A 22,991-nucleotide genomic window follows, 5' to 3' on the forward strand; every position below is an offset into this window, starting at 1 on the left:
AACGACTTATTTGCTCAACGGACACCGCGTCTGTGCAAGAGGCCGATGATCGCTATTCCGGACAATCCGGTGACGGCGCTCAGGATCGCGGTTCCCGAATAGCCTGTCACAAAGGTGCCTGCGGCAAAGACCAGCGCGCCGATCCCGGCGCTGGCAAAGATATTGACGGAGATCAGGGCGCTGCCGAGGCCCGGCCGGTCGGCGATCAGATCTTGCAGATAGGTGATCGGAATGGTGATGATCGCCGACGCTCCGATGCCTGCAAGTAAGGTGAGCGCATAGAGGTGCCACGGCTCGGAGGCAAAGCCGAGCAGGCTGAGGAACACGGCATAGATGATGGTACCGGCGGCCAGCGCCGTCATCTGGCCGGTCTTCCGCGCGATCCGCGACCAGACGATGATGAAGACGACTTCCAGCAATGCGACTATGCCAACGAGAATGCCGACGTCGCTCAGCCTGCCATGCGCGGCACCGGTGGCGATCAATGGCAGAAGGGCGTCATTGAGATGCAGCGTGCTGGTGATGAGCGCCACCCCGCAAATATGCGCCGAGATGCGCGGCGAAACCACCTGGCGAAGCGCGCCGAGATAGCTGAGATGATGAACTGCTGCCATCTCCGTTCCCGCCCGCTTCGGCAGGGCGAAGACGATGATCCCCTGGCAGAGCAGACATGAGATGCTGGCAAAGAGGTAGGCCGGCAGCATGCTCGATGCGCCAGACAGCAGCAGGCCAGTTATCCCTGGGATCAGCACCCAGGACAGCGAGATCATGGCGCGTACGCCGGAGTTGGCCGTCACCATGTCGCTTCGGTTCATGCCGTGCATGGCCGCGCGCGCATTGGCAAACAGCAGCGAGTTCAGCGCCCCGTAGATCGGCAGGGGCAGCAACCCGCTGATGACGAATATGGCCGCAGTGGGAAAGGCGTAGACCATGCCGTAGCCGACGATGCCGAAGAGGCAGGCGCCGATCATCGTCGAGCGGTACTCGCCCAGCCGGTCGGCGAGATTGCCGAGCAGAATGCTGATGACGACGTTCACCGCCGCCGAGACGAAACTCAGGAAGGAATAGAGGCCGTCGCTCAAGCCCAATTCGCGGATACCCACGACCGAACGGTAAGGTGCGGTCATCGCCCCCGCCATTCCGAAGGTGAAAATGGCGATCATGCTGGCGCGGATCGCCGGATTGCGGAAGACGTCGGGGAAAAGGCGGCTCATGCGGGCATCTGAATGTCAGTAATGTTCCGATTGGGAGAAGGTCCGCGCGAGTTCTGCCTGGCCTGCCGTGAGGCCGCAGTCGACAGGCAGGCAGACACCGGTGATAGAGGCGGCCTGGGGGCCGGCGAGGAAGGCCACGGCATTGGCAACATCCTTCGGATCGACGACGCGCTGCAGCGGATACCAGCGGCGCGCTTCCTCGAAAACATTTGGATTGGCGGCCGCGCGTGCTTCCCAGGCCTGCGTCTTCACCGTGCCGGGTGCGACGGCGTTGGACCGGATGCCGAACTTGCCGTATTCCACGGCGACCAGCCGGGTGAAATGCAAAAGGCCGGCCTTGGCGGCGCTATAGGCCGGGTGTCCGAAGACATGCATGCCGTTGACCGAGGCGATATTGACGACTGACCCCTTCGAAACCGTCAGCATGGGCTCGAATGCGCGGAAACATAAGAATGCCGCTTCGAGATTGAGCGCATTGTCCGCCCGCCAGATCTCGGGCGTCGTGTCGTGCAGGCTGGTCGCGCGGGCGGCACCCGCATTGTTGACCAGGGTTTTAACCACGCCGACGTCGGCGGCGCGTCTTGCCAATTCCGCTATGCTCGTCTCGCTGGTTACATCGCATTCGATGGCGACGAAGCGATTATCCGGCCCGAGCTTCAATGCCACGGCAGCCGCAGCCGCAGCATCGATATCGGCGAGCAACACGACGTCGTGGTCATCGGCAAGCCGTGCGGCGATCGCCGCGCCGATATCGCCTGCAGCGCCGGTAACGATGGCTATCGACTGCGTCATTTTCTGTCGCTCCCGTTCATGAACCTCAATCTCCAAGCAATTGCCGGTCGTCGCCATCGCGGTGAATGACCAGCTGCTGCTTGATGCGCCGAAGCGTGGTCGTCGCCTTCGGCTGAACGGCATAGGCAACCAGGCTCGACAGGATATCGATCGTCGCGATGTAGGCTATGCGCGTCGAGGTCGGGCGATAGATATTGTGGCCCTCGGGAAGGTCGATCGGCACGACGATTTCGGCGGCCTTGGCAACCGGACTTTCCGTCTGCGTGAGCGCGATCGTCTTCACCTTGGTCTGGCGGGCAAGCTCGAAGGCGCGCACCAGCTCCATATTGCGCCCGGAGAAGGACGAGCCGATCAGCACATCGCCGGGCCTTGCCGCGGCAGCCATCATCAGCTGCATGCTGTGGTCGGAACTTGCGGTGATGCGAAGCCCGAGACGGAACAGGCGGTTCTGGAGCTCGTCGGCGATCATCGACGAATTGCCGCCCGACCCGAACGCATAGATCATATCGGCCTTGGCAATATGCGAAACGGCGGCTTCGATCGCGGCAAGATCGAGCGACCGATGCAGCAGAAAGAGCGCGTTCTGCGCCTTGGTGATGATATCCTGGGCGACATCGGCCGGATCGGTGCTTTTCGATTCCGGCTTCAGATAGCGAACACCGATATGGGCGGTGCGGGCAAGCTGCACCTTGAAGTCGGAAAAGCTCTCGCAACCGAGCCGCCGGCAAAAGCGGGTAACGGTCGGCGGCGATACCTCGGCCCGTTCCGCGAGCTCGATGATCGAGGCATTCACGGCAAACTCGAAGTCGTTGACGATGATCTCCGCGATGCGGCTCTCGGAGGGAGAGAGCCGGCCCTTGTCTTCCTGCAGCGTTGAAAAGATATCCAAGCCCGTCCCCCCCGATAGTTCGCTATCTATCCTTCTTCTTATAGGCCACGCAGTCGATCTCAACCTTGCAATCAACCATCATCGACGATTGCACACAGGCTCGTGCCGGCGGATGTTCGCCGAAATACTCCTGATAGATTTTATTGAAGGTCCAGAAATCACGCGGATCATCGAGCCAGACGCCGACGCGCACGACGTCCTCGACACCGTATCCGGCTTCATCGAGGATCGAAAAGACATTGGCAATCGTCTTGTGGGTCTGGGCAATGATGTTGCCGTCGATGATTTCGCCATCTTCCATCGCAACCTGCCCGGAAACATACAGCCATCCGTCGGCTTCGACTGCACGTGCGAAAGGCAGCGCCTTGCCGCCGGCGCCCGTTTGAACAGTGCCATAGCGCTTGATCGGCATGCTGAAGTCCTTGCAAATTATTTTCTTGATAAGTTGACAAGTGACCATAGAAAGCAGAATTTGACCAGTGAAAAACGCGATTTATGAAAAGAATTTCAATCTGGGGCAGATATGCGCGATCCTTTCAAGAATCCTTTCCCGTCCGACAGCGCCCGGCACGCTATCTGGGAGATGCTCGTTCCGCGCGATATCGATGCCTTTCTCGCCGCCGATTGGTCGATGGTCGAACATGACTTCGTGGAAGAGGGCTTCATCGGCATTGACGGCCGAAAGGAAGTCAGCCCCGACAACTGGCGCCTCGCATTTCCGACGCTGTCTGCCTATCGCCAGGAATGGCTGAGGCAGGCGGAGGATTTCGCCAAACAGAGTTTCGCAGAAGATGCTCGTACGGCGATCTTCACCACGACGACGCTGGAAGACATCGAAATCGAAGGCGATATGGCGCTTGTCCGCAAGAAATTCGACGGCGGCATTTCCAAGCCTGACGGGACCAGAGACGTCATGCAATGGCAGACGCTCTATTATTGCAGGCTTCACCAAGGACGCTGGAAGATCTCAGGTTTCACCGGCTATCTGCCGAACCCGATGGGTTGACGCGGGGCCGACAACACGAAGGCGACTTTCTTGCGCATTTTCACGGCAGCACTGGCGACCGAGACCAACACTTTTTCCCCGATCTGCGTGGATCGTCGCGCATTCGAAGCCTCTCTTTATGCCCCGCCTGGCCAGCATCCCGAAACGCCAACGCTCTGCACTGCGCCGATCACCGTCGGAAGACGCGTCACGGCTGAAAAGGGCTGGCAACTGATTGAGGGAACCGCCACCTGGGCCGACCCCGCAGGCCTCGTCAACCGGGCAACGTACGAGGAATTGCGTGACGAAATCCTCGGCCAACTCAACGCGGCAATGCCTGTAGACGCTGTCGTCATGGGCCTGCACGGCGCCATGGTGGCCGCTGGATACGAGGATACGGAAGGCGATCTTCTCTCGCGCATCCGCGAGATCGTCGGACCTGACGTTCTCATCTGCGCCGAACTCGATCCGCACAGCCATCTCACCGCAAAACGTGTCGCAGCGCTTAATTTCGCCGTCTATTTCAAGGAGTTTCCGCATACGGACTTTGTCGACCGCGCCGAGGATCTCTGGCGCATTGCGGTCGAAACGCTCGAAGGCAGGATCAAGCCTGTTATGTCGGTGTTCGACTGCAAGATGATCGACGTCTTCCCGACATCGCGCGAGCCCATGCGTTCCTTCGTCGACAAGATCATGCAGATCGAGAAAGATGATCCGGACGTCTTGTCGATCTCGGTGATCCACGGCTTCATGGTGGGCGACGTTCCCGAAATGGGAACAAAGCTGCTGGTGGTAACTGATAACAAGCCGGAAAAGGGCGCGGCTTTGGCGCGTGAGCTCGGCCTCGAACTATTTTCGAAGCGCGGTACCTTCATGGTCCCGCAGATCGACGAGAAGGAAGCCGTCGCGCGCGCGATGACTGCCACCGCATGGCCTGTTGTCATTGCCGACGTCTGGGACAATCCGGGTGGCGGCACCGCAGGCGATGCGACTGTCATCCTCGGGGAGCTCATGGCCCACGGCGTCAGGAGTGCTGCGATCGGCACCATCTGGGATCCGGTGGCCGTCCAGATTTGTTTTGCGGCAGGCGAGGGGGCGGAAATTCCACTGCGCTTCGGCGCCAAGTCGGCGCCCGGCACCGGCAATCCCGTCGACGGCACCGTCAAGGTCGTCAAGCTGGTGAAGAACGCCGAGATGCAGTTCGGCGAGAGCCTCGCACCTTTCGGCGATGCCGCACATATCGTCCTCAACGGTATCGACATCATCCTCAATTCGACGCGCGCTCAAAGCTTCGATCCGAGCCTTTTTTCGGCGATGGGCATCGATCCCGCCAGGCAGAAGATCCTGGTGATCAAATCCACCAACCACTTCTTCGCGTCCTTCTCGAAGATCGCGGCGGAGATCCTTTACTGCTCCGCCGGAACGCCTTATCCCAATAATCCGGCAACGACGCCATACCGGCGGGCACCGAAGACCATATGGCCGATCATCGCCGATCCACATGGACCAGAACGCGGAGCCGCCTAGATGCATGACAACCGGTTTGCCGTCATCGCCAAGGCAGGCGACAGGATCGCCGATCTCTCGACGCCGCGTCCTGTGATCGACGAAGACAGGCTGGCTGCAAACATAGACCGCGTTCAATCCTATATGAATCAGCACGGGCTGAACTTCCGCCCGCATATCAAGACGCACAAGATCCCGGCTCTCGCCGTCGCGCAGGTTGCCGCGGGCGCCAAGGGCATCAATTGCCAGAAGGTGACGGAAGCCGAAGTTTTTGCCGAAGCCGGCTTCGAGGATATCCTCATCACCTTCAACATCCTGGGACCGCAGAAGCTCGAGCGGTTGGCCAAGTTGAACGAGAGAATTTCGGCCCTCAAGGTCGTCGCCGACAGCGAAGTGACGGTCGACGGGCTGGCAGCACATTTCTCCGGCCACAAGCCGCTCACGGTTCTGGTCGAATGCGATACCGGCGGCAGCCGCTGCGGCGTGCAGACGCCGGGTGAGGCGGCCTCGCTCGCCAAGCGCATCGCCGCTGCCGACGGCCTCACCTTCGGCGGCATCGTGACCTATCCGAAGCCACAATCGGCCGCCGCCGTGGAAGCCTTCATCACAGAGGCGCTCAAGCAGCTGAAAACGGAAGGCATAACCTGCCCGATCGTCAGCAACGGCGGAACACCGAGCCTCTTCGAGGCGCATCTCGTCACCTCAGCCACGGAACACCGCGCCGGCACCTATATTTACAACGATCGCCAGATGGTGCGCATGGGCCATTGCACCGAGGACGATTGCGCCATGCATGTGCTGGCGACCGTCGTGTCGCGGCCAAACGCCGACCGCGCCGTCATCGATGCCGGGTCGAAGGCGCTGACATCGGATCTTCAGGGTTTTAACGACTACGGGCTGATCGTCGGTTATCCCGAGGCGCGGATCAGCAGCCTCTCGGAAGAACACGGCGTGATCGACCTGTCGAATTGCACCGGCCCCCGGCCGCAGATCGGCGAGAAGCTCTTCATCATCCCGAACCACACCTGCGTGGTGTCCAATCTGTTCGATACGATGGTCTTCCATCGGGGCGGCATCGTCACCCGCGTCGAGCAGGTCGCCGCCCGCGGTCTCGTCTGGTAGGGGGCGGTTCCGGCTGGAGCAAAATGATGCCGATTGCCGAAGGCTGCGGTTATCGGTGGATCGCTCGCGATCTCCGTATCAGCAAAATACAGTAGCTGATGTTGCGAGACGTGCGCGCAAGGGATGACCTGGTTGCGCCAAGGGCTGACATTTGGCGAGATTGAGTGAGTGACCGATTTGGGGCCGGAAGGAGACTGGCCGCATCTGGAAAGTTAGCCAGAAATGCAGACTTAGCGCAGTTGCAGCTCGGGTCTCCCCCGGGACAGAACTGGGCACTTCCGCCGAGGCCCTCGCTCGCCGCCCATCGCCAGACGTTCAAGAACCGTCCGCTTTCCGTGGATACTCATTTCCGTGTCGTCCACCTCGACGCCGTCGGTCACAAAGAAGGATGACGGCTCGATGGAGGTGGAGATCGCCGGGACATTACCTCTTTACCACTTGTTGACTCACCCGCGGTTGAACAATAACTTGCGAACTCGGTCGTTAGGCTTGTCCTCACATGACGGATCAATCTATTCAGCGTCGCCTTGCCGCCATCGTCGTTGCCGATGTGGTGGGATATTCACGCCTGATGGAAGCTAATGAAGCCGCAACGCTGGCGAACCTCAGGGAACTCCGTTCCGGCGTTATCGAGCCGGCTGTGATGCGCTACCACGGTCGCATCTTCAAGGTCATGGGCGACGGCTTCCTAATCGAATTCGGTAGCGCGGTGGACGCGGTCGCAGCAGCGTTGGAAATGCAACGGGCCACCACCGCTGTTGAGGCTTCCGGAGACCGGCGCCTGCTTTTGCGTGTAGGCGTCAATCTGGGAGATGTCATTGACGACGGTTCAGACGTCCTCGGCGACGACGTCAATGTCGCGGCGCGCCTCCAGACGCAGGCCGCACCGGGAGGCATCTGCATTTCAGCCAATGTTCACGGCGAGATCGTCGGCAAGATTAGCGACCGGTTCATTGATGCAGGCGAACGCTACCTGAAGAACCTGACTCGCCCGGTCCACGTGTGGCATTGGCCGGATGCGCTGCAGAGCATATTGCCGCTGCCCGAATGTCCCTCGATCGCTGTATTGCCGTTCACGAATATGAGTGGGGATGAAGCGGACGCGCCTTTCGTCGACGGCTTGACCGAAGACCTGATCACCGACCTTTCCCGTACGGCTGGTCTGTTCGTCATCGCGCGCAATTCCGTGTACGTCTACAAGGGCAAGCCGGTCGACGTCCGGCTGGTCGCCCAGGAACTCGGCGTCCGCTATGTCCTCGAGGGGAGCGCCAGACGCGCAATGGGCCGTGTCCGCATCAATGCCCAATTGGTCGACACGCTTGCCGGCCAGCACTTGTGGGCCGACCGGTTTGACAGGACGGTGGAAGATGTTTTCGAACTACAGGATGAAGTTAACGCCAAGATTGTTGAAGCCCTCGTTGGCCGGCTGACCATCCCGACGCCGCGCAATCGGCCGAAGAACTTTGAGGCGTACGATCTGTGTGTGCGCGCCCGCCTGCTGACGGAAGAGTCGCCGCAAACTGAGCGTGAGGCCTATATGCTGCTCCAACGCGCGGTTGAGCTCGAGCCATCATATGCCGAGGCGCTCGGTCTGCTCGCCTATAACCGTTGGCTTGCCTGGACTCATTTCGGCGAGCCCGAAGATCCTAACCGTCGGATGGCGGCGACGTTCGCGCAGAAGGCGGTCGACCTGGATCCCAACGATGCCGGCTGCCGTTATGTTCTGGGGACCATTTTGGCTTATGAGCGGCGATGGGAGGAATCGGAGGCCGCCTTCGCCAAGGCCCTGGAGCTGGACCCCAACCACGCCGACACCTGGGCCGCCATGTCGGACATGTCCGTGCTGGACGGCAGGGTTGCCGACGGACTGGCGCAGATCGAAAAAGCTCTGCGGCTCAATCCCTACCCAGCCTGCTGGTATCTTTGTCATCTTGGGCAGGCGCAATACGCCGCGCGTGACTATGAGGCGGCAGCCGCTACGCTCCGCAGGAAAGACACGTATCGTACCAACTCACGCAAATTCCTGGCTGCTACGCTTGCGCAGTTGGGCCACCATGAGGAGGCGCGGCGAGAAGCAGAATTGTTCCTGATCGCCCACCCTCATTTCACGATCGGCCATTGGCTCAGCTCCCAGCCGCTGCGCGATGCATCTGTACGAGACCACTTTGTTGACGGCTTCCGAAAGGCCGGCCTGCCGGAGATGTGACAGCGGGTGGGGACAATCCCGACGCGTTCGAGGACTTGATCAACGGGATATGCGCTGTGCGAGAACGGCGGTCTGGATCGCAGTGCCAAGCTTATTCAGACGCTCCACAAAACGCGTCAACCAGCCCGAGTCTCGCATGACTTTTCCGCTGGACCGCCTTGCATCATGGTGGCGATGAGCCCGTAGCCCAGAATGAAGACAGGATGCTTTGCGAAACATTTAAGCAGCTTCGCCGAGACATGAAGGCGACGACGCTTACTTCCGCTATCGGCGGCGCAAAGATGCCGTTACCTTGAAACTAGACGATGTCTGCCTTCCGGCAGGTGCAAGGTATGCTTCAACGGCCGAAATGACAGCGCAAAGCCGCCGAAGGTCGACAACGGAAAAATGTCCGCTTTGGGCCGAAGGTTGTTATGACGCAAATGGGCCCGACTCTGCCATCTGCAGGAGATTGTCCAACGACGTTCGTGGGGTGAAAATCACCCGAACCCTACCGGCGAGCAGCCAAAATTGCTTAGGGCGTCGTTTGGCCCGTATCCGGAGCCGACCCCCGGTAGGAAAAACGCCGCCCTGGCCGCCGGTTCAAGCCGCCGTCGGATTGATCACATTCATATCGATTTCGGTCAGCTCGACGCGCCGCTCGAAAGCAATGCCCGCCTCGTCGAAGAGATGGCAATCTGCGGCATTGATGCCGGTTGCGACAGGCGCGTCCGCACGGATGCCGACGCTGCCCGGCAGCATGGCGCAGAAATTCTCGGACTCTCCATTCAGCGAGGCGTAAGCGACCGTATTTGCTCCGAGGCGCTCGATGACCGTCGGCGTCACCTTAAAGACGATATCGCCGCCGCCGAGCTGGATATGCTCCGGCCGGATGCCGAGCGTCAAAGCCTTGCCGGCCATGCCGTCACGCGGCGTCACCGGCAGCACGGCTGTCTGGCCCTGATAATCCACCTCGACGCCATTGGCGCTGACGCCCTTGCAGGTCACGGGAAGAAAATTCATTTTCGGATTGCCGATGAAGCCGGCGACAAACTGATTTGCGGGCTTGTGATAAAGCTCCAGCGGCGCGCCCGTCTGGGAGATATCGCCGGAATCCAGCACGACGATGCGGTCGGCCATGGTCATCGCCTCGACTTGGTCGTGCGTCACATAGATCATCGTTGCCTTCAACTGCCTGTGCAGCTTGGCAAGCTCGATACGCATGTCGGCGCGAAGTGCTGCGTCGAGGTTGGAAAGCGGCTCGTCGAACAGGAATATCTTCGGTTCGCGCACGATGGCGCGACCGATCGCGACGCGCTGGCGCTGGCCGCCGGACAGCATGCCGGGTTTCTGCTGCAGCCGCTGTTCGAGGTGAAGGATGCGCGCCGCGTTTTCCACCTTGGCCTTGAGCTTTTCCTCTTCCATCCTTTCGACCCGAAGCGGGAAGGCGATGTTCTCGAAAACAGTCATGTGCGGATAAAGCGCGTAGGACTGGAACACCATGGCGATGCCGCGCTTGACCGGCGGCAGATCATTGACCCTGATACCATCAATGACGATGTCGCCCGCCGTCGTCGCGTCGAGACCGGCAATCATGCGCAGCAGGGTGGATTTGCCGCAGCCTGAGGGCCCGACGAAGACGACGAACTCGCCGTTCTTCACATCGAGTTGCACGCCCTTCAGAACTTCGTAGTCGCCATAGAACTTCTGAACTTTGTTGAGAAGGAGCTGTCCCAAAAATCTGTCTCCGCTGGCGGCCTTCGTCGCACATTCGATCATCGTGACTGCATGATTCCTTACATTGGATTCGATTTAAGGAATTATGCAGCAATTCAAGGTGTTACAGCGCCGCACTTCGAAAAGACATGCGGCGCTGCAGGAGGGGGATCGCGGGCTGTTGCCGTCCGCGATCCCGCGACCCCAAAGAGGCTTACTTGAACGCCTCGACTTCGCCGGCGGCCTTCTTGAGTGCTGCCTCCGGCTCGGCCTTGCCCGTCACCACGGACTGTACCATCTCGATCATCGAGTTCTGGAAGCCCTTGTAGTCGGTGAAGAGCGGCTCGGGACCACCGTAGCTGATGCCGTCGATGAGCGGCTTCCAGTGGGGATCCTTGGCGACGAATTCATCGACCTTTGCGGACGGCCGCAGCGGGGTGAGGCCGGCGCCGCCCTGCAGTTCGTATTCCGACTGCACATCCGGCGAGGTGATGAACTTGGCGAATTCCGTCGCCTTGTCCTCGACCCCCGAACCCTTGAAGATCGCCAGACTGTCGGTGATCAGCAGCGTGCCGGGGCCTTTGGCGTCGGGACCGAGCGGCAGCGTCGTGATGCCCCAGCTGATCTTCGTTGCCTTCAGGCGGTCGGCTGCACCCGAGCCTGCCTGGATCATAGCCACTTTGCCGTCGAGGAAGATGGCGCGGACTTCGTTCTGCTCGTAGGCGGTCGGGCCTTCTTCGGAGTAGGGGACGATGTCCTTGTAGGCCTTCAGCGCGGCGAGAATCTGCGGGCTGTCGAGCGTGACCTTGCCGTCGGCATCGATCACCGTGCCGTTGTTGGTGTAAACCCAATGCATGAACTGGTGCATCGTATTGTCGAAGGTCTTGGCGGAGAGACCGAAGCCCGGAATGCCGGTCTTTTCCTTTATGGTCTTTGCCATCTCGATTTCTTCAGCCCAGGTCTTCGGCGGCGTCTCGGGATCGAGGCCAGCCTGCTTGAAGAGATCCTTGTTCCAATAGAGCGCCTTGGTGGAGAAGGCGATCGGAACGCCCCACTGCGTGCCCTCGAAGGTCACGGTGTTGACGATGTTCGGATAGTAGGTCTTCTTCTCGTCGTCCGTCATCGGCACAGGAACGATAAGGTCGTTCTGCGCGAATTCCTTCAGCGTGCGCGAGCCGACATAGGCCATCGCCACCGGCGTGCCGGCGGCAGCGAGCGTCGTTGCCTTGTCCTGGCACTGTGCCCATCCGACGACCTCGGGAGCGACCTTCCAGCCTGTGTTCTTTTCTTCCCATTGCTTGATGTATTTGGTGTGGACCGGGTCGATCGTGTCGCCGCAATAGATCCAGCTGATTTCCTTGTCGGCCGCCTGGGCAGTGACGGCGGTCAGTGCCGTCGAACCGAGCAGGGCGAGCGCCATAAGGCCTGTCTTGATGGTAATGCTCACGTCGTGACTCCCATTCTTGTGTTAGCTGTTCACTCGTTTTTTGGTCTTATTGTTTCACCGCACCGGCGGTCAGCCCGCCGACAAGGTAGCGCTGAAGGAAGAAGATGACGACCATCGCCGGCGCGATACCGACGAAGGAAGCCGCCATCAGTTCGTTCCAGATGACCTCCTGCTTGCCGAAGTAAGCAAAGAGCCCCACCGGCAAGGGCATGTATTCGGTCTTCGAGTTGAACGTCAGCGCGAAGATGAATTGCTGGGCGTAAGCGCCGATGAAGGTAGTGATGGCGACGACGATGATCCCCGGCATCGCAATGGGCAGGATGACCCGGCGCAGCGTGTAGAAATGGCTGGCGCCATCCATGTAGGCCGCTTCGTTGAGTTCCTGTGGAATGCGGATCATGTAGGTGCGCAGCAGCCAGATCGCCGAGGGGATCAGGAAGGCGACGCCCGGCACGATCATGGCGAGATAGGTGTTGAGCACGCCGATGCTGCGCATCAGCCGAAAGAGCGGAATCAAAAGCACGGCGCCGGAGAACATGTTCACCGTCAGGAACGCGCCGAGCAGGATGCCCATGCCCCTGAATTCGAACTTCGCGAAGGCATAGGCCGCGGGAATGACGAGGCAGAGGACGATCAGCGTGACGATGATCGAGATGAAGAACGAGTTGAAGATATAGCGCCCGAAGCCCGGCACGCTGATCCACATCGTCCGGTAGGCTTCGAAGGAGCCGTTCTCCGGCCAGAAACGGTAGGGCGAGGAGAAGAGCTGGCTGAGCGGCTTCAGCGAAACCAGGAAACCTTCGACGAAGGGCGACAGCACGAAGAAAAGAAACAGCGCAATGCCGCAATAGATCAGGATGATTTCCCACCAGCGGTAACGGTCGATCATGGCTGCATTGCTCATGCGCGCTTCTCCGGATTGAGGCGGCGGGTGACGCGGAAATAAGCGAAGCAGAAGAGCGACAGGAAGATGCAGATCAAAACGGCGCGCGCTGCACCTTCACCGTATTTCTTCGAGCCGATCGCGGTCTGATAGGTGTCGATGATCATCGTCGTCGTCTCGCCGCTCGGTCCGCCCTGCGTCAGGATCCAGATGATGTCGAACGAGTTGAAGGTGGCGATCAGCGACAGCATCGACATGGTGATGATCGCCGGAACCATCAGCGGCAGCGTGATGCGGCGGAAGCGGTACCAGCGGCCGGCGCCGTCGGTCCAGGCGGCCTCGTAGAGATCCTTCGGAATGGATTGGATCGCCGCCAGGAAGTAGATCGTCACCAACGGCACGCCGATCCACACGTCGGTGATGATCGTTGCCCAGAAGGCGGTGTTTCCATAAGCGAGGAAGGCGACAGGGCCGTCGACGAGACCGAAGCGCTGCAGCATGCCTGATATCATCCCGAACTGGCCATTATACATCCAGCCCCACATGAAGATGCCGATCGCCATCGGCACGATCCATGGCGGCATGGTCAAAAGCCGGAACAGGGAGCGGCCGGGTACGGCAGCATTCAGCATGCATGCGCCGAACGTGCCGATCACCATTTTCAGGGCGACCGAGAAGAACGTCCAAATGAAGGTGCGGATGATGACTTCCGCAAACCGCTCGTTGAAGATCTTCTCGTAGTTGATCCAGCCGACCCAATTTGTGGTCTTCCTGAGAGACGCATCGGTGAAGGAGAGGATGAAGGTATCGACCAGCGGATAGGCGACGATCGCTAGAACATAGAGCACAGCCGGAAGAAGGAGGATCCAAGCGAAGATGAAGGTGCTTCGTTGAACACTCATCCTGCCGCCCTCCTCAAGCCGCTCTTGCGTGAAGGGCTTCGTCGAAGCGATCCCAAATGGGTCTGAGATCGACGACCGCTTTCTTCATCCTCGCTTCGTCCATCGCCAAGGCGAGGATGCCGGCTTCGAGCGCATTCAGGGTGGACACGGGAAGTTCGAGCCCGGTGCGCACGCTTTCAAGCAGGTCGCTCGCCATCTGTTCATCGGCGCCGTAGTGCTGGGAGAGCTCGGTGGCGGCATATTTGTTTTCGACAATCTTGTTGCCGGTCAGCTGTTCGTGAACGTCGAGATAGCCGCGCACGAAATCGCCTTCGGCCATGCCGCGCGAACCCATGATGGCGAAACGGCGGAATTGGTCGGGCACGTTCAGATTGGTGTGGAAGTTCATGCCGACGCCATTGGCATATTCGACGATCGCGACCTGATAGTCGATGATATCGGCATCGCTGTCGAAGACCTTGTCCGATCCCATCCATCCGCTCGGCTTGCGGTGGAAAAGCTCGAGGTCGTTGATGCCCTCGCGCGCCGGGTCGTTGGCCGGAATGAAGCTCTTGCGGCCGCCGAAACTGGCGACGCGCTCCGGCCGTGCGCCGGCGACGCCATTATAGAGATCGAGGTCGTGGCAGCATTTCTCCAGCATGAAGCTGCCGGAATAGCGCTCATAGCGGCGCCAGTCGCGCATGAAGAAGGCGCCGTGATAAGGCTCGATATGTTCGGAGGCCTCGATCGACACGATCTGACCAAGCTTGCCCTCGGCCTGGATGGCGCGGAGATCCTTATAAAGAGGAGAATAGCGCAACACGAGACCGACCATCAGTCGCTCATGGCCGAATTTTGCCATCAGATGGGCAAGTTCGATGCTTTCGGCGATCGTCGTGACGATCGGTTTTTCGCAAAAGACCTTGAGACCGGCTTGAAGCCCGAGCCTGATATGGTCGAGATGCAGGTGATTGGGGGAGCCGATCATCAGCAGATCGAGTTTTTCGGAGGCAAGAAGCTCTTCCGGCGAACCATAGGCCTTGCCGACTGAAATTCCCTTTTCCGTCAATCCCGGAAGTCCGGCGGGTTCCGGATCCACATAGCCGACAATGTCGAAGCTGCCATCGATTGCCTTGAAAACATAGCCGAGATAGCCGAGCCGGAATCCTAGCCCGATGATTCCCACTTTCATGCCGATCAAGTTCCCATTTAGTAATTTATTTTCTTTAAGTTGGGACAAAAATCGGGAGGCGTCAATAGAAAACGGGCATCGAAGCGCGAGCATGAAATTAATTTTCATAGATCGATAGCCGGTGGTCGATTGCTGGCTGCAACCGGCCGGACGCGGATTGCCAAAGGGAAGAGGGCGCGCCGCTTGAAGCAGGGGCGGCGATTTCAGCGCCCGTCGCCATAGGCAGCGATCGCTATGGCAAGCACACGCGGGACTCGCGAAATGTTGAAAAGACTCGTGAGTTTACGTGTGTAGGATGATGCGAGACCCGAAGGCACGGAGGAGCCATCATGACCCGTATGACAGCCAAGGATTTCCCTCAGGAACTTCTCGAACTCTACGATTATTACGCGCACGGGAAAATTACCAAGCGCGAGTTTCTCGACCGGGCCGGCAAATTCGCCGTCGGCGGGCTTACGGCAGCCGCCATTCTTTCATCGCTGAGCCCTGACTATGCGCTGGCGACCCAGGTCGAGTTCACTGATCCCGATATATCAGCCGAATACATCACCTATCCCTCGCCAAAGGGAAATGGCGATGTCCGCGGCTATCTCGTCCGGCCCAAAAACGCGACCGGCAAAGTCGCGGGCGTGGTGGTCGTTCACGAGAATAGGGGCCTGAACCCCTATATCGAAGATGTGGCGCGGCGCGTGGCAAAGGCGGGTTTCATCGCACTTGCGCCGGATGGCCTCACGTCAGTCGGAGGCTATCCTGGCAACGACGAAAAGGGACGGGAACTGCAGCAGAAGGTCGACCCGGAAAAGCTGATGAACGACTTCTTCGCGGCGGTCGAATTTTTGATGCAAAGCGATCTCACCACCGGCAAGGTCGGCATCACCGGCTTCTGCTATGGCGGCGGCGTCTCCAACGCCGCGGCGGTCGCCTATCCGGAGCTTGCCGCAGCCGTGCCCTTCTACGGCCGGCAACCGCGCGCCGAAGACGTGCCGAAGATCAAGGCGCCACTGCTTCTCCATTATGCCGGACTGGACAAGGGGATCAACGAGGGCTGGCCGGCCTATGAAGCTGCGCTGAAGTCATCAGGAAAAACATTCGAGGCCTACGTCTACCCTGACGTCAACCACGGCTTTCACAATGATTCCACGCCCCGCTACGACGAAGCGGCAGCCAAGCTCGCCTGGCAGCGGACGGTCGACTGGTTTACGAAATACCTCGCCTGAGAAGGCCGGTCTTGAACGAGCTGCGGCGGGGAGCCATTCCCCGCCGCCTATCCGTTCCCGCGGCCCTGTCAAGGCGACTGATGGCCTGTGATCAGGCTCCAGAAGGGCCCGTCACCGGACAGGTTTTCAGAATCGGCAAGCCCGCGAAGCTGCAGGAAAGCGGCGCCGGACACATTCCGATTTCCCCAGCGCAAGCAGTCGATGAATTTGACTTCACGTTCATGAACGCTCATCGGCGCTTCGAGCGATCCCTTCGCATGCAAACGGGACTTGTTCAAAATGCGCCCGTCGCGCATCGTGACCGTGACGACATGTGGGAGGCGCTCCACGCCTTTTTCCTCCTCAGCCGAATAGGACTGCATTTCGATGCGCGGCATGAGTTCCCGGATTTCCGGCCGCCCAATCTCCTGCCGTGTAAAATCCGAAAGGCTAAGGGAGCCTTTGAGGAAAGCTGTCGCCAGGCAATATTGCATTGAGAAGCGGGCCTGCATCTCGTCGGTGGGCTCGGGATAGGCGAGGTTACGGGCAGCGGATATTCCGACTTTCGTCTCGATCCTGGCAATGTCGTGCGCCAAAAGCCCATGTTCCTGCTTCAGATCCAGAAGCGCATCGATCACGCGATGGGTCGAGGCGCAGCAGGGATGGCGCTTGGTCACCACGCCCCGGCTTTCGATGATATGCTCCGCCTCGAATGTCAGGCCCTCCCAGCCCTTGGCATCATCGCCGCCGAAAAGATCGAGGAAGCCTTGCGGCCGTTCGAGGATATCCGGCCGCCCGCTCATGCCTGCAAGCGCCATGCGCGCCGCATCCACGGCATTGCGCGCGGCAATCCCGGCGTGAAGCGGTTTGGCAATCGTGCCGAATTGCCCTTTCGGGCCGCAGGCGAAGCTCGCCGCGAGGCTCATCGCCGCGACTAAGCCGTTTTCGTCGGCGCCGAGAAGCCGTGCCACGCCAGCCGCGGCCCCGATGCTGCCGACCGTCGCCGTTGCGTGCCAGCCTCTGTTGTAGTGAGAGGGATTGACGCCGAAGCCGACCGCCGCTTGCGCCTCCAGCCCGGCCAGGTAGGCCTCGAGAAACCGTCTTCCGCTTGTTGCCTTGCCGCGCGTCAGAACCGCCAGCAGCGCAGGCACCAGCACCGCGGAAGCATGCGCCCTTGCCGGATGGAAATTGTCATCGAAATCGAGCGCATGAGCCGCCGTTGCGCTGATGAGTGCGGCGAAAGAGGGCGAGGCGGAGCCGCCGGTGACGAGCCGCGCTTCGCCGCCTCCGGCGATTTCCCCGTTGAAGGCGCGGGTGAGCGCGGCAACGCTTTCATCGCCGCTGCCTGCAATCATACAGCCGATGGTGTCCGCCGCAGCATCTCTTGCCCGGTCCATGGCGAGGTCTGAGAACGTCGTTCGCGACAGGAGCTGTTCCGCGATCTTCCGGAGAATGGTGGCCATTGACGAAAGTCTTTCCGTGAGTTTGGTTCTCAGCGGAAAATGTTCAACTTTCCGCAGGTCCGCAATCTTATGCGGTTTGCGGGTAGGGCTATCGATGTTGGAGATAGAATGGCGCGAGACACGAGTGCGGCGATCAGCCTGAAGCATATCGAGGCCTATGACGCCATCGCCGCGACGGGCTCGACGATTGCCGCTTCCGTCGAGCTTGGGATCTCGCAATCGAACGCCAGCCGTTTGTTGCAGCAACTGGAAGACTATCTCGGCGTCAGGCTTTTCGACCGGGAAAAGAACCGGCTGCAACCGACCCGCGAGGGGCTGCAGCTCGGCCCGGAAATCCGTGCCATTTCCGACCGGCTACGCGCCTTGAAAACCGCGGCGATGGAGCTCGAGAGCGGTCGGTCGCGCGAGATCATGCTGCGGCTCGCCTTTCCCTCCAGTCTTTCCTCGACGCGCATTCCGAAGCTGCTGAAGAACTTTCTCGCGGCGAATGGTCCAATGCGCGTCGAAGTCGCATCCGGCAGCTATCTGGCAATTGAACGGATGGTGGCCGACGGCGAGGCCGATCTCGGCTTCGCGCGTCTGCCGCTGATGAGCCCGGGATTGAAACAGGAGAAGATCCTGTCGTCGCGGGTCATTTGCGCCCTGCACAAGGATCATCCCAAGGCCGGCAGCCGCCAATTGTCGGTCGCCGACCTGAAGGGGCAGGATCTGATCATGCTGAACAGGGAGCGACCGGTTCGTCATGAGCTTGAGGCGTTGTTCTACAAGGCCGGCATCCGCCAACGCCCCTTGCTCGAAGCGCATTCGGTGGCGAGTGCCTGCGCGCTGGCCGCGCAGGGGCTCGGCATTGCGCTGGTCGGCGAGATCATCGCCCGCGAATATGCGACGCTGCCGCTGCAGTTCATTCCGCTCGAACCGGAACTGCCGGTTGCCTACGCGCTGATCAGCGGAGAGAAATTTCCGATGCCCAAGGCCGCCAACCTCTTCCTTCAAAGCATTTCGGACTGGGCATGATGACGGTGCTTGAACCGTCCCGGGAGATCGCAAACGCATGAATATCAAGCAACTGGAAGTCCTGCGCACGCTTCTGGCGACAGGATCGACGATTGCCACGGCAAAGACGATGGGGCTCAGCCAGTCCGGCGTCAGCCGCCTTCTCCAGCAGCTCGAGGCGGACCTTTCGATGTCGCTTTTCGTGCGCGACAAAGGCCGTCTCATCCCCACCCCCGAGGCCCTACTTCTTGCCCGCGATGCCGAGAACATCTTGCTCGCGGTCGATCGGATGTCGGGTCATGCGGAGGACTTAAGAAGCGGCGCCGCCGGCCCGGAGATCGTCCGCATCGGCCTGCCGAGCAGCATGTGGGAGCACTTCGCGCCGGCAATGCTGGCCGATTACATGAGCGATTTCCCCGGTGTGCGGATCGAAACCTTCTTCGAGACGACGACCGCGATCAACAAGCTCGTCGAGCAGAGAGTGATCGATTTCGGCTTTCTGCGCATGGAGGGCGAGAGCGGACCGGGCATTGAGGTCGAGCGCGTCGCCACCGGCGAAAGTGTCTGCGTCGTTCCGAAGGACCATCCTCTTGCGAAACTGGAGGAAATCACAGTCAGGAATCTGCGCGACGTGCCCCTCATTCTGATTGGCCGCCAACGGCCGAACCGCATGGCACTCGACCAGACCTTCCGGCGGGCCGGCGTCAAGCAGATCGTCAAGATCGAGACGCATACCAATAGTTCCGCCTGTTCCTACGTCGCGCATGGCCTTGGGGTCACGATCATCAGCAGCTTTTATGCGAATCTCTATCGCCACCTGCCGGTGGTTCACCGTCCTTTCGTGCCACGCGCGACCCAGGAATTCGGATTGGCGAGGGCGGTCGGGACGCCACTCTCGATTGCCGCCCACGCTCTGAGCGATGCCTTGAAGCGGCAGATCCAACTTTCGCAAAAAGACATTTAAAATCAAATCTTTAGCGTTATCACTTACGCCAACGCAGCCGTTTTGGTTGCGGTCGTATTCCGCATAGACTTATGACAGAATCGCATAATATTGCGGATATTTCCTCATTCGATCATAGTTTGCGGCAACGAAACCGATGGCGCCGGGCACTGTCCGTCGCCCATCGCGGGGAACAAAAATGCTGAAATTCGTTCTAAACCGCCTGTTGATGGCATTGCCGACGATCGTCCTCGTTTCGGTGACCGTCTTCACGCTGATCCGCTTCATACCCGGCGATCCGGCGGCACTGATGCTGGGTGATATGGCTGAGCCGGCTCAGATCGCGGCAATGCGCTCGGAACTCGGCCTCGACAAATCGCTGCCGGAACAGTTCCTGATCTGGACCGCCAATGTCGTCCAGGGTGATTTCGGCCGCTCGATTGTCAATGACGAGCCGGTTCTGCCGCTCGTCGCATCACGCTTTCTGGTCAGTGCCCAAATCGTCGTCGTCGCCGTGCTTCTGGCGAGCCTCATCGCCGTGCCGGCCGGTGTCATCGCCGCCTGGCGGCAGAACAGTCTGACGGACCTGGCACTGGTCGGCACGGCCACGATCCTGCTGTCGATCCCGACATTCTGGCTCGGCCTCCTGCTTCTGCTTTTCTTCGGCTTGAAACTCAGCTGGCTACCGGTCCTCGGCTATGTCTCGATCGGCAGCAACGTCACCGGCGGCCTGCTTTACCTCGTGCTGCCGATCATGACCCTGGTCATTCACGAGATGGGTGTGTTGATCCGCATGGCGCGCGCCTCGACGCTGGAAGTGCTGCGTCTCGACTATATCACCCACGCCCGGGCCAAGGGGCTTTCCGAGAGCGCCGTCCTCTGGCGGCACGCCTTCAAGAATGCTTTCGGCCCGACCTGGACAGTCATCGGTCTGATCCTCGGCAATCTGCTCGGCGGCATTGCCGTCATCGAGACGGTCTTCACCATTCCGGGGCTCGGGCGACTGATGGTCGACAGTATTTTTGCCCGCGATTACCCCGTGATCCAGGGTTGCCTGCTGTTCGTCTCGCTCTCCTATGTGCTGGTCAATTTGGTCGTCGACCTGCTCTATCCCTTGTTCGATCCGCGGGTAGTGGCCGAATGAAAAACGTCACCTTCAACGGCTTCATCGGCAGCATTCTCATTGCCGCATTGCTCATCTCCGCTGCGATCGGCCTTTTCTGGACCCCTTATGATCCGATGAAGCTCGGCTTCACGGCACGGCTGGCGGCACCAAGCGGCGCCCACTGGCTCGGAACCGACGAATTCGGCCGCGACGTGCTCAGCCGCCTGATCGTCGGCGCCCGGGCGAGCGTCTGGATCGGCACCTTGACGGTCACATTCGCGACGGTCTGCGGCACGCTGATCGGTCTCGTCAGCGGTTATGCCCGCGGTTGGGTCGATGCCGTCATCATGGCCGTCAACAATGCGCTTCTCGCTTTTCCGGGCATTCTTCTGGCGCTGGGATTGCTCGCCGTCTTCGGCGCCAACCAATATGGCATCATCTTCGCGCTGGGCATTGCCTATTCTCCCTCCATGGCCCGCGTTGTCCGGGGTGCCGTCCTATCGCTGCGCGAGCGGGAGTTCATCGAGGCCTCCAAGGTGATGGGCAATGGCGAGCTCTACACCATGTTCCGCCATATCCTCCCCAATTGCATCGCCCCGATCACCGTGCTGGCGACCTCGATGTTCGGCTGGGCGATCCTTTCGGAAAGCGCACTCAGCTTTCTCGGTCTCGGCGTTCCGCCACCGGCGCCGACCTGGGGCAACATGCTGGCTGCCGGCCGGCCATTCATCGAGCAGGCTGTCTGGCTGGGTCTCTTCCCGGGCATGGCGATTGCCCTGACGCTCCTCGGCATCAATCTTCTGGGCGACGCTCTTCGGGACAAGCTTGATCCGCGGATGAGGGGGCTGAAATGACCAATAGAACGCTTTTGAATGTCCGCAACCTGTCGCTTCAGGTCACTGGGACCGGCGTGGAGGTCGTCAAGGACGTCAGCTTCGACATCGCGCCGGGCGAGATCTTCGGCATCGTCGGAGAAAGCGGATCGGGCAAGACGCTGGCAACACGCGCCCTGATCTCGCTGCTGCCGGCGCCCATCAAGGTGATCGGTGGCTCCGTTGCCTACAAGGGACGTGACGTGCTTTCCATGAACGGTGCGCAATTGCGCCAATTGCGTGGTGCGGAAATCGGTGTCGTCTTCCAGGAGCCGATGACCTCGCTCAATCCCTCGATGACCGTCGGCCGCCAACTCGAAGAAGGCTTGCAGCTGCATACGAAACTTTCGCAGGAAGAACGGCGCAGCCGGATCCTCGACATGCTGAACCGGGTCGGGATCCGCGACCCTGCCGGGGCGCTCTCTTCCTATCCGCATGAATTCTCGGGTGGCATGCGCCAGCGCATCATGCTGGCATCGGTCATGCTGCTGAAACCGGCGCTCTTGATCGCCGACGAGCCGACGACCGCGCTCGATGCCGTGATCCAGCGCGATGTCATGGAATTGATGGTGGAACTGACACAGGCGGAAGGCACCGCCGTGCTGCTGATCAGCCACGATCTGCCGATGGTTGCCCGCTACACGAACCGTATCGTCGTCATGGAAAAGGGCGCGATCGTCGAAGAAGGGCGCACCGCCGATCTGCTCGACGCACCGCAGCGTGCCTATACGAAGAAGCTGCTTTCCTCCCTGCCGTTCCGCGGAGAGACGCGGATGATCGACAAGACCAGGGCGCCGATGGTCTCAGCGCGGGATATCGTCGTCGACTATCCAGGCCGGCGGTCGCTGATGAAGACGGCAAAGCCGAAACGGGCGCTGCATGGCGTCAGCATCGATATCCACGAGGGCGAAGTCGTGGCGCTGGTCGGCGGTTCGGGTTCCGGCAAGACCACGCTCGGCCGCACCATTGCCGGACTGGTCCGCGAGAGCGAAGGCGATATCCGGTTCAAGGGACGCAGCCGCGACGACGACTGGATGGATTATCGGCTGAATTGCCAGATGGTGTTTCAAGATCCTTATTCCTCGCTCGATCCGCGCATGACCATCCTCGCGCTCGTGGAAGAAGCGCTGCGGCTCGTTCCCGATCTCGACGCTGCGGCAAAGCGCAAGCGCGCCCTGGAGACGCTGGAGCAAGTCGGCCTTGGGTCCGACTATGCCGGGCGCTACCCGCATGAGCTTTCGGGCGGTCAGCGGCAGCGCGTGGCGATCGCCCGCGCCATTGCGCGCCGGCCGAAATTCCTGATCGCCGACGAACCGGTATCGGCCCTCGACGTGACGGTCCGGGCGCAGGTGCTCGAACTCCTGTCCGATCTGCAAAAACGCTACGGCTTTTCCTGCCTGTTCATCAGCCATGATCTCGGCGTGGTCGAACAGGTGGCCGATCGCGTCGTCGTCATGCAGGACGGCCGGATCATCGAGGAGGGCGACCGCGATACGGTTTTCGACAGCCCGAAGGAGGCCTATACGCAAAGGCTTCTCTCGGCCATCCCCGCTCTGGACCACAATGCTCAGGGCGGCGTGATCCTCAAATGGCGCCTGGAGAACTGA

Annotated in this window: 20 protein-coding genes; 10 read left to right on the top strand and 10 right to left on the bottom strand. The window is 60.3% G+C overall.

The window, feature by feature from the left end; genetic code table 11:
- Window positions 1–14 precede the first annotated feature (14 nt).
- From G9X67_RS02620 to G9X67_RS02635, 4 genes are read right to left on the bottom strand one after another with little or no spacing between them, the layout of a single operon-like run.
- Window positions 15–1,214 (bottom strand): MFS transporter, encoded by a 1,200-nt coding sequence (locus G9X67_RS02620; protein ID WP_171597991.1) that lies wholly within the window; start codon window positions 1,212–1,214, stop codon window positions 15–17.
- Between the two features lie 15 nt (window positions 1,215–1,229).
- Window positions 1,230–2,006: an SDR family oxidoreductase gene (locus tag G9X67_RS02625; protein ID WP_171597992.1), complete on the bottom strand. Its 777-nt coding sequence runs from the start codon at window positions 2,004–2,006 to the stop codon at window positions 1,230–1,232.
- A gap of 25 nt (window positions 2,007–2,031) precedes the next feature.
- Complete coding sequence (locus tag G9X67_RS02630) at window positions 2,032–2,895, bottom strand: MurR/RpiR family transcriptional regulator (RefSeq protein WP_138331431.1); 864 nt, start codon at window positions 2,893–2,895, stop codon at window positions 2,032–2,034.
- A 22-nt stretch (window positions 2,896–2,917) separates the two neighbouring features.
- Window positions 2,918–3,307 carry a RidA family protein gene (locus G9X67_RS02635; protein ID WP_171597993.1) on the bottom strand — a complete coding sequence of 130 codons (390 nt, stop codon included), beginning with the start codon at window positions 3,305–3,307 and terminating at the stop codon, window positions 2,918–2,920.
- Window positions 3,308–3,418: 111 nt separating this feature from the next.
- Here G9X67_RS02635 and G9X67_RS02640 point away from each other — a divergent pair, with 111 nt between their 5' ends.
- The 4 genes from G9X67_RS02640 to G9X67_RS02655 all read left to right on the top strand — a co-directional run bounded on the left by G9X67_RS02640 (window position 3,419) and on the right by G9X67_RS02655 (window position 8,714).
- Window positions 3,419–3,901: a hypothetical protein gene (locus tag G9X67_RS02640; RefSeq protein WP_171597994.1), complete on the top strand. Its 483-nt coding sequence runs from the start codon at window positions 3,419–3,421 to the stop codon at window positions 3,899–3,901.
- Between the two features lie 30 nt (window positions 3,902–3,931).
- Window positions 3,932–5,407, top strand: a complete 1,476-nt coding sequence (locus G9X67_RS02645; RefSeq protein WP_171597995.1) for a M81 family metallopeptidase — start codon at window positions 3,932–3,934, stop codon at window positions 5,405–5,407.
- Complete coding sequence (locus G9X67_RS02650) at window positions 5,408–6,508, top strand: D-TA family PLP-dependent enzyme (protein WP_171597996.1); 1,101 nt, start codon at window positions 5,408–5,410, stop codon at window positions 6,506–6,508.
- 499 nt (window positions 6,509–7,007) lie between these two features.
- The gene (locus G9X67_RS02655) at window positions 7,008–8,714 is read left to right on the top strand and encodes an adenylate/guanylate cyclase domain-containing protein (protein WP_138331427.1); all 1,707 of its coding nucleotides are present in this window, start codon (window positions 7,008–7,010) and stop codon (window positions 8,712–8,714) included.
- Between the two features lie 582 nt (window positions 8,715–9,296).
- Here the strand turns inward: G9X67_RS02655 and ugpC are convergent.
- The 5 genes from ugpC to G9X67_RS02680 form a co-directional block, all read right to left on the bottom strand.
- A complete protein-coding gene (gene ugpC / locus G9X67_RS02660) occupies window positions 9,297–10,430 on the bottom strand; it encodes a sn-glycerol-3-phosphate ABC transporter ATP-binding protein UgpC (RefSeq protein WP_164047142.1) in 1,134 nt (377 codons plus the stop codon).
- Window positions 10,431–10,623: 193 nt separating this feature from the next.
- Window positions 10,624–11,829: an ABC transporter substrate-binding protein gene (locus G9X67_RS02665; RefSeq protein ID WP_138331655.1), complete on the bottom strand. Its 1,206-nt coding sequence runs from the start codon at window positions 11,827–11,829 to the stop codon at window positions 10,624–10,626.
- Window positions 11,830–11,902: 73 nt separating this feature from the next.
- Entirely contained in the window at window positions 11,903–12,760 is an 858-nt protein-coding gene (locus G9X67_RS02670) for a carbohydrate ABC transporter permease (RefSeq protein ID WP_003553169.1), read from the bottom strand.
- Complete coding sequence (locus tag G9X67_RS02675; protein ID WP_171597997.1) at window positions 12,757–13,641, bottom strand: sugar ABC transporter permease; 885 nt, start codon at window positions 13,639–13,641, stop codon at window positions 12,757–12,759. The genes G9X67_RS02670 and G9X67_RS02675 overlap by 4 nt, the downstream gene beginning before the upstream one ends.
- Before the next feature lie 13 nt (window positions 13,642–13,654).
- Complete coding sequence (locus G9X67_RS02680; protein WP_171597998.1) at window positions 13,655–14,812, bottom strand: Gfo/Idh/MocA family oxidoreductase; 1,158 nt, start codon at window positions 14,810–14,812, stop codon at window positions 13,655–13,657.
- A 329-nt stretch (window positions 14,813–15,141) separates the two neighbouring features.
- Between G9X67_RS02680 and yghX the strand changes: the two genes are divergently transcribed.
- Window positions 15,142–16,029, top strand: coding sequence for a YghX family hydrolase (yghX, locus tag G9X67_RS02685; RefSeq protein ID WP_138331425.1), 888 nt, complete (start codon window positions 15,142–15,144; stop codon window positions 16,027–16,029).
- Window positions 16,030–16,097: 68 nt separating this feature from the next.
- Here the strand turns inward: yghX and G9X67_RS02690 are convergent, their stop codons facing one another.
- Complete coding sequence (locus G9X67_RS02690) at window positions 16,098–17,471, bottom strand: MmgE/PrpD family protein (protein WP_171597999.1); 1,374 nt, start codon at window positions 17,469–17,471, stop codon at window positions 16,098–16,100.
- Between the two features lie 39 nt (window positions 17,472–17,510).
- Between G9X67_RS02690 and G9X67_RS02695 the strand changes: the two genes are divergently transcribed.
- The 5 genes from G9X67_RS02695 to G9X67_RS02715 all read left to right on the top strand — a co-directional run bounded on the left by G9X67_RS02695 (window position 17,511) and on the right by G9X67_RS02715 (window position 22,991).
- Window positions 17,511–18,485 (top strand): LysR family transcriptional regulator, encoded by a 975-nt coding sequence (locus G9X67_RS02695; RefSeq protein WP_171598000.1) that lies wholly within the window; start codon window positions 17,511–17,513, stop codon window positions 18,483–18,485.
- A 37-nt stretch (window positions 18,486–18,522) separates the two neighbouring features.
- Window positions 18,523–19,428 carry a LysR family transcriptional regulator gene (locus G9X67_RS02700; protein WP_138331422.1) on the top strand — a complete coding sequence of 302 codons (906 nt, stop codon included), beginning with the start codon at window positions 18,523–18,525 and terminating at the stop codon, window positions 19,426–19,428.
- A gap of 178 nt (window positions 19,429–19,606) precedes the next feature.
- Entirely contained in the window at window positions 19,607–20,551 is a 945-nt protein-coding gene (locus G9X67_RS02705; protein WP_138331421.1) for an ABC transporter permease, read from the top strand.
- On the top strand, window positions 20,548–21,366 hold the full coding sequence (locus G9X67_RS02710; RefSeq protein WP_138331420.1) for an ABC transporter permease: 819 nt from the start codon (window positions 20,548–20,550) through the stop codon (window positions 21,364–21,366). The genes G9X67_RS02705 and G9X67_RS02710 overlap by 4 nt, the downstream gene beginning before the upstream one ends.
- Window positions 21,363–22,991, top strand: coding sequence for an ABC transporter ATP-binding protein (locus G9X67_RS02715; protein WP_171598001.1), 1,629 nt, complete (start codon window positions 21,363–21,365; stop codon window positions 22,989–22,991). Before G9X67_RS02710 ends, G9X67_RS02715 begins: the two co-directional genes overlap by 4 nt.

This window comes from Rhizobium sp. WYCCWR 11152, from assembly GCF_013087615.1.
In the GTDB taxonomy this organism is placed as follows: Bacteria; Pseudomonadota; Alphaproteobacteria; order Rhizobiales; family Rhizobiaceae; genus Rhizobium; species Rhizobium indicum.